Source organism: Streptomyces sp. MB09-01 (assembly GCF_033794505.1).
Lineage (GTDB): Bacteria > Actinomycetota > Actinomycetes > Streptomycetales > Streptomycetaceae > Streptomyces.
Genome location: NZ_JARAYQ010000368.1, coordinates 1 through 6,238, shown reverse-complemented (window position 1 = coordinate 6,238; position 6,238 = coordinate 1). Strand labels below are relative to the sequence as shown.

Genomic DNA, 6,238 nt, shown 5'->3' with positions numbered 1-6,238 from the left:
CTGCCCCCCCCTGGACCGGTGGCCGCCCGGGGGCGGCCTCAGACCGCGTCCCGCTCGACCGGGCAGCTCATGCAGCGGGGGCCGCCCCGGCCCCGCCCCAGCTCGCTGCCCGGGATCTCGATCACCTCGATGCCCTGCTTGCGCAGGTGTGTGTTGGTCGTCACGTTCCGCTCGTACGCGACCACCACCCCCGGCTCCACGGCCAGCACGTTGCACCCGTCGTCCCACTGCTCGCGTTCCGCCGAGTGCACGTCCTGCGTCGCGGTCAGCACCCGGATCGAGTCCAGACCGAGCGCCGCCGCGATGGCCCGGTGCATGTGCTCCGCCGGGTGGTCGGTCACCTTCAGCTCCTGCGGCCCCGCCCCCGGCTCGATCGTGTAGGAGCGGAGCATGCCGAGCCCCGCGTACTGCGTGAACGTATCTGCATCGACCATCGTCATCACCGTGTCCAGGTGCATGAAGGCCCGGCTCTTCGGCATGTCCAGCGCCACGATGGTGGTGGCCGAGCCGGCTGCGAACAGACCCCGCGCCAGCATCTCCACCGCCTGCGGCGTGGTGCGCTCGCTCATCCCGATCAGCACCGCGCCGTTGCCGATGACCAGCACGTCCCCGCCCTCGATGGTCGAGGGGTAGTCCGCCTGCCCCTGCGACCAGTAGTGGAAGGCGCCGGAGGTGGTGAACAGCGGGTGGTGCTTGTAGATCGCCTCGAAGTGGACGGTCTCGCGCTGCCGGGCCGGCCAGCGCATCGCGTTGATCGACACCCCGTCGTAGATCCAGGCGGAGGTGTCGCGGGTGAAGAGGTGGTTGGGCAGCGGACCCAGCAGGAAGCCGTCGGTCTCCAGGGCGTGGAACCGCACGGACACCGGCTCGGCGTGCCGCTCCAGGAACTCCCGCTTGGTCATCCCGCCGACCAGCGCCTCCGCCAGCTCGGCCGAGGGCAGCCCGTCGAAGACCGACCGCAGGTGGTCGGTGGCGAGCGGCCCGTACTCCTTCTCGTCGAACACCCGGTCCAGTACGAGGTGTCTCGCCTCCGGGATCTCGAGGGCCTCGCACAGCAGGTCCCCGAAGAGGTGGACCTCCACGCCCCGGTCCCGCAGCACGTCCGCGAAGCCGTCGTGCTCCTGGCGGGCCCGGCGCACCCACAGCACGTCGTCGAAGAGGAGCGCGTCCTTGTTGCTCGGTGTGAGCCGCTTCAGCTCCAGGTCGGGCCGGTGGAGGATGACGCGGCGAAGCCGCCCGGTCTCGGAGTCGACGTGGAATCCCATGCCGTACACGTTCCCAGACCGGGCGGACTTTTGACGTGGCGTCCGCTCAGCGGGGGGCGCCGAGGCCGAGAAGCGCCGACGGAGCACCGGTCAGCTCCGGTGCGGTCAGGCCCAGTTCGGGCTCGGCCAGGTTCGGGATGCCGGAGTTGGAGGCGTCCGGCATCGTCAGCAGACCGCCGACGACCAGCCCGGGGGTCCGGGCGAGCAGGTCGGCGGGCGGAGCCTCCACGGAACCCTCGCCGTCCGTCTTCGGCTCGCCCAGCAGGTTCGGCACCGGGGCGGTGACGAGGGTGCGGCCGAGCTCGGAGCCGATCGGGACCACCGGGAGCATTGGGCTCGGAAGCATGTCCCCCTTGTGGAAGCGGGGCGCATCGGGAGCTCCCACGACCGGCACCGGCACGCCCGTGCCCACGCGCGGGGTGTCCACGCCCAGCGTGGTCTTCACGGCGTCCAGCGGGACACCGACCGGCACCGAGTTCGCCGCGGCCGGGGTGGCCGCGCCGGCCGCGGCCATACAGGTCATGAGGGCCGCAATGCTTCCGCGCGCGGTCATCTTCATAAGTGACGTTCCGTCCTTCCAGGGTCGCGGACATTCCGCTGCCCTGGTTGAACGATCCCGCCGGTGGTTTTCCCGGAGTTCACCCCCGAAGTTCCCCCATACGACCTAATGAGCGGCCGTACGGGGGCCACCCCTTTACGGATCGTGCTGACGCGGCCCGGCCCGGTCCCGTCAGAGCCGGGGGTCGACCGGCTCCGACTCCAGGGCGAGCACCGCGAAGACGGCCTCGTGGACCCGCCACAGCGGCTCCCCGGCCGCCAGCCGGTCCAGCGCCTCCAGCCCGAGCGCGTACTCGCGCAGGGCGAGCGAGCGCTTGTGCCCGAGGAACCGCTCGCGCAGCCGCTCCAGGTGGTCGGGGCGGGTGTACTCCGGCCCGTAGATGATCCTCAGGTACTCGCGTCCGCGCACCTTCACCCCGGGCTGGACCAGGCGGCCCTTCCCGTCCCGCGCGTAGGCCTGGAGCGGCTTGACGACCATGCCCTCGCCGCCGGCGGCCGTCAGCTCCAGCCACCAGTCGGTGCCCGCCCGTACGGAGTCCTCGTCCGCGGTGTCCACCAGGATCCGGCCGGTGCGGCGCAGCAGCCCGGTGCCGGCCGCCTCGTCGGCGGCGACGAGCCGGTCCAGCCAGAACAGCTGCTCGTCGTGGGGCACGGCGGCCAGCGACCGCCCGGCCGCCGCCAGCAGCTGGAAGGGGGCGAACCGTACGCCGTCCAGTCCGTCGGTGGTCCAGCAGTAGCGCCGGTACGCGTCGGTGAAGGCGGCCGCGTCGGTGGCCCGGCCGCGCTGCCGCTCCAGCAGCTCGCCGGTCTCGACGCCCCGGGCGGCCGCCGCCTCCAGGGCGGCGATCGCGCTCGGGAAGACGGCGCCCGAGGCCGCGCCCACGGCGGCGTACTGGTTGCGCAGCAGGCCGCCGGACTTCAGGGACCAGGGCAGCAGCTCTCCGTCGAGCAGCAGCCAGTCCGTGCCGAGCTCCTCCCAGAGGCCGGCGTCGGTGATCGCCGAGCGGAGCCGGGTGAGGACCTCCTCGGTGACCTCCGGATCCTTGAAGAAGGGCCGCCCTGTACGGGTGTAGACGGAGCCGGTCGGGCCTCCCCCGCGGCCTTCGGCCAGGGAGGTACCCCCAGCGCCGAAGCGCTCGCGGGCCGCGTCGGCGTCCTTGCAGACCAGGACGGTGGCGCGGGAGCCCATGTGCTTCTCCTCGCACACGACCTGGGCGATGCCGTCCTTGCGGTACTGGGCGAAGGCCTCGGCGGGGTGCTCCAGATAGCCCTCCTCACGGCTCGTGGCCGTCGGCGCCATGGTTGGCGGCAGGTAGGGGACCAGCCTCGGGTCGACCGCGAAGCGGCTCATGACCTCGAGGGCCGCCGCCGCGTTCTCCTCGCGCACGTTGACGTTGCCCAGGTGCCGGGTCTCCACGATCCGGCGGCCGTGGACGTCGGCGAGGTCGAGCGGGCGGACGCCCCGTGAAGAGTCCGGTGCAGCGCCGCCCGGCGCCTCGGCGGCGAGCGGGCGCGCCGGCTCGTACCAGACCTTCTCGGCCGGTACGTCGACCAGTTCGCGCTCGGGCCAGCGCAGCGCGGTCATCTTCCCGCCGAAGACGGCTCCGGTGTCGAGGCAGATGGTGTTGTTGATCCAGGCCGTGTGGGGGACCGGGGTGTGGCCGTAGACCACGACGGCCTTGCCGCGGTAGTCCTCGGCCCACGGGTAGCGCACGGGCAGGCCGAACTCGTCCGTCTCGCCGGTGGTGTCCCCGTACAGGGCGTGCGAGCGGACCCGGCCGGAGGTGCGGCCGTGGTACTTCTCGGGCAGACCCGCGTGGCAGACCACCAGCTTGCCGCCGTCGAGGACGTAGTGGCTGACGAGACCGCGGATGAACTCCCGCACCTCCTCGACGAACTCCTCCGGCTCCTTCTCCAGCTGCTCGATGGTCTCGGCGAGGCCGTGGGTCCGCTGGACCTTGGAACCCTTGAGGTAACGGCCGAGCTTGTTCTCGTGGTTGCCGGGCACGCACAGGGCGTTGCCGGACTTCACCATGCCCATGACGCGGCGCAGCACGCCCGGGCTGTCCGGGCCCCGGTCGACGAGGTCGCCGACGAAGACGGCCGTGCGGCCCTCCGGGTGGACTCCGTCCTCGTAGCCGAGCTTGGCGAGCAGGGTCTCCAGCTCGGAGGCGCAGCCGTGGATGTCGCCGACGATGTCGAAGGGGCCGGTGAGGTGGGTGAGGTCGTTGAACCGCTTCTCCAGGACCACCTCGGCGGTCTCGGCCTCCTCGACCGTGCGCAGGACGTGGACCTTGCGGAAGCCCTCGCGCTCCAGGCCGCGCAGCGAGCGCCGCAGGTCGCGGCGGTGGCGCTGGATGACGGCGCGGGGCAGTCCGGCCCGGTCGGGGCGGGCCGCGTTGCGGGCGGCGCAGACCTGTTCGGGCATGTCCAGGACGATCGCGATGGGCAGGACGTCGTGCTCGCGGGCGAGCTGGACCAGCTGACGGCGGGCGTCGGCCTGGACGCTGGTGGCGTCGACGACGGTGAGGCGCCCGGCGGCGAGGCGCTTGCCCGCGATGTAGTGCAGGACGTCGAAGGCGTCGCGGCTCGCGCTCTGGTCGTTCTCGTCGTCGCAGACCAGGCCCCGGCAGTAGTCGGAGGAGACGACCTCGGTCGGCTTGAAGTGCTTGCGGGCGAAGGTGGACTTGCCCGATCCGGTGGCCCCGATCAGGACGACGAGGGACAGGTCGGTGACGGGAAGCACGCGGGTGCGGTGGGTCTCGGTGGTCATGCTGCCTCGCCCTCCTTCGGGGTGCCGGTGGCAGTGGTCGTGCCGGTGGTCGTGGTGGTGTCGGTGGTGGTGTCGACCTGGGTGAAGACGGCCATCTGGGTCGGCGGCCCGACCTCGGGGTCGTCGTCGCCGACGGGGGCGTACGCGACGTCGTACCCGTGGCGCGCCGCCACGGCGTCGGCCCAGGCGCGGAACTCCTCGCGGGTCCACTCGAAGCGGTGGTCGCCGTGCCGGACGTGCCCGGCGGGCAGGGTCTCCCAGCGGACGTTGTACTCGACGTTCGGGGTGGTGACGAGGACCGTGCGGGGGCGGGCCGAGCCGAAGACCGCGTACTCCAGGGCGGGCAGCCGCTCCAGGTCCAGGTGCTCGACGACCTCGCTGAGCACGGCCGCGTCGTAGCCGGCCAGTCGCTTGTCGGTGTAGGCGAGCGAGCCCTGCAGGAGCGTGACGCGCGAGCTCTGCCGCTCGCCCAGCCGCTCCAGGCGCAGCCGCCGGGCCGCCGTGTTGAGGGCCCGCACGGACACGTCCATGCCGATGATCTCGGTGTACGCCGGGTCCTTGAGCAGGGCCTGCACCAGCTGGCCCTGTCCGCAGCCGAGGTCCAGCACCCGCTGGGCACCCGCGGCGCGCAGCGCGGCGAGGATCGCCTCGCGCCGCTGCACGGCGAGCGGCACCGGCCGCTCTTCGGTGTCGCGCGTCTCGTCCACGGCGTTGTCGAGCTCCTCGACCTCGCTGCCGTCGGCCTCGGCGAGGCGGACCAGCTCCAGGCGCTCGATGGCGTCCTGGGTCAGCCGCTTGTGGCGGGCCAGGTAGCGGGAGCTGATCAGCCCGTTCTCGGGGTGGGCGGCGAGCCAGCCGTCTCCGGCGCGCAGCAGCTTGTCGACCTCGTCGGGGGCGATCCAGTAGTGCTTGGCGTCGTCGAGGACCGGCAGCAGCACGTAGAGCTGGCGCAGGGCGTCCGCCAGACGCAGCTCCCCCTCCAGGACGAGCCGTACGTAGCGCGAGTCCCCCCACTCGGGGAACTGCTCGTCGAGCGGTACGGCCTCGGCCCGTACGAGGTCCCAGCCGAGCGGGTCGAACAGCCGGTGCACGAGCCCCGCCCCGCCGCGCGCGGGCAGCACCGGGATCTCGATGCGCAGCGGCAGCGCCTGCTCCGGGAGCTCCGGGCGGAGGGCGCACTGGCCCTTCAGCGCGGTGCGGAACACCCCGCTGAGCGCGACGGCGAGCAGCGAGGATGCGGCGTACGGGCGGTCGTTGACGTACTGGGCGAGCGCGGCGTCGGGCGCCCCGCCACGGCCCTTGCCCTGACCGCGCCGCACGAGTGCGACGGGATCCACCTCCAGCAGCAGGGCCGCCGTGCACCGTTCGGCCGTGGCCTCGGGGTAGAACACGTGGGCGGTGCCGTGGGAGGTGGAGAACGCCTGCGTCTTCCCGGGATGCTTGTGCAGCAGGTAGCCCAGGTCGGTGGCGGGTCGTTCGGGGGAGCCGGTGGTGGAGATCGTCAGGAACACACGACCGATTGTTCCTGGTCACCGCGCCTGAGCGCCTCTCGTTTTCCGGGGGTCAGGCCGGCGCCCCGCCGGGGGTGCCCCGGTCGTGCGGGGGGTGGACGGCGGCGGCCTGACCCCCGGAAAACGAGAGG

General features: G+C 72.7%; 4 protein-coding genes. All 4 read right to left on the bottom strand.

Features of this window, described 5'->3' with window-relative positions; all coding sequences use genetic code 11:
- Positions 1-38: 38 nt before the first annotated feature.
- Positions 39-1,265, bottom strand: coding sequence for an arginine deiminase (locus tag PV721_RS39965; RefSeq protein WP_319733267.1), 1,227 nt, complete (start codon positions 1,263-1,265; stop codon positions 39-41).
- Positions 1,266-1,311: 46 nt separating this feature from the next.
- Entirely contained in the window at positions 1,312-1,818 is a 507-nt protein-coding gene (locus tag PV721_RS39960; protein WP_319733266.1) for a hypothetical protein, read from the bottom strand.
- Positions 1,819-1,995: 177 nt separating this feature from the next.
- A complete protein-coding gene (locus PV721_RS39955; RefSeq protein ID WP_319733264.1) occupies positions 1,996-4,596 on the bottom strand; it encodes a polynucleotide kinase-phosphatase in 2,601 nt (866 codons plus the stop codon).
- A complete protein-coding gene (locus tag PV721_RS39950; RefSeq protein WP_319733262.1) occupies positions 4,593-6,107 on the bottom strand; it encodes a 3' terminal RNA ribose 2'-O-methyltransferase Hen1 in 1,515 nt (504 codons plus the stop codon). The genes PV721_RS39955 and PV721_RS39950 overlap by 4 nt, the downstream gene beginning before the upstream one ends.
- Positions 6,108-6,238: the final 131 nt, after the last annotated feature.